Origin of the sequence: Pseudomonas sp. 2VD (genome assembly GCF_005503585.1) — a bacterium.
Lineage (GTDB): Bacteria > Pseudomonadota > Gammaproteobacteria > Pseudomonadales > Pseudomonadaceae > Pseudomonas > Pseudomonas aeruginosa.
On the sequence record NZ_SCND01000692.1, the window covers coordinates 1 to 1,003 of the forward strand.

General features: G+C 68.4%; 1 protein-coding gene. It reads right to left on the reverse strand.

Going from position 1 to position 1,003, the window contains the following annotated elements; translation table 11 throughout:
* The coding region (locus tag FFS27_RS33140; protein WP_137952583.1) for an MFS transporter at window positions 1-1,003 on the reverse strand (1,003 nt) is incomplete at both ends.

The window sequence follows — 1,003 nt, forward strand, 5'->3', positions numbered from 1 at the left end:
CCGAGCAGGCTCAGGTGCAGCAGCAGCCAGACGTAGGGGGTGTCCTGGTCGACCAGGCCGAAGCCGGCGATCAGGCAGCCGAGGATCAGGGTGTTGCCGACCAGCAGCTTGCGATAGCCGAAGAAGTCCAGCAGTGGCTTGGCCATCGGCTTGGCGACCATCGCGAACAGCGCCAGCGGGATCATGGTCATGCCCGCGGTGGAGGGCGGGTAGCCCAGTCCCACCTGCAGCAGCAGCGGGGTGAGGAAGGGCAGGGCGCCGCTGCCCAGGCGGGCGAACAGGTTGCCGAGGATGCCGACGGCGAAGGTCCGCGCCTTGAACAGGCTCGGCGGGAACAGCGGCTTGTCGATGCGTAGCGCGCGCAGCCAGTAGGCGGTGAGCAGGACCAGTCCGCCGATCAGCAGCAGGACCACGCGCAGGTGCGACAGGTGCAGCTCGCCGAGTCCTTCCAGGGCGATGGAGATCAGCACCATGGAGCCGCCGAAGAGCAGGAAGCCGATGCTGTCGAAACGGCTCGGCACCGGGCTGCGCAGGTCCGGCATCAGCTTCATCGCCACCAGGCAGCCGAGCAGGCCGACCGGCAGGTTGATCAGGAAGATCCAGTGCCAGGAGGCGTACTCCACCAGCCAGCCGCCCAGCGTCGGTCCCGCCAGCGGGCCGAGCAGGCCGGGAATGGTGACGAAGCTGAGCACCCGCACCAGGTCCTGGCGCGGGTAGACGCGCAGGATCACCAGCCGTCCCACCGGCATCATCAGCGCGCCGCCGACGCCCTGTACGATGCGCGCGCCGACCAGCAGTTCGAGGCTCGGCGACAGCGCGCAAAGCAACGAGCCGAGGCTGAACAGCAGTACCGCGCCGAGGAATACCCGGCGTGTGCCGAAACGGTCGGCGATCCACCCCGAGGCCGGTATCAGCAGGGCCACCGTGAGCAGGTAGGCGATCACCACCGCCTGCATGCGCAGCGGGTTTTCGTTCAGCGAACTGGCCATGCTCGGTAGTGCGG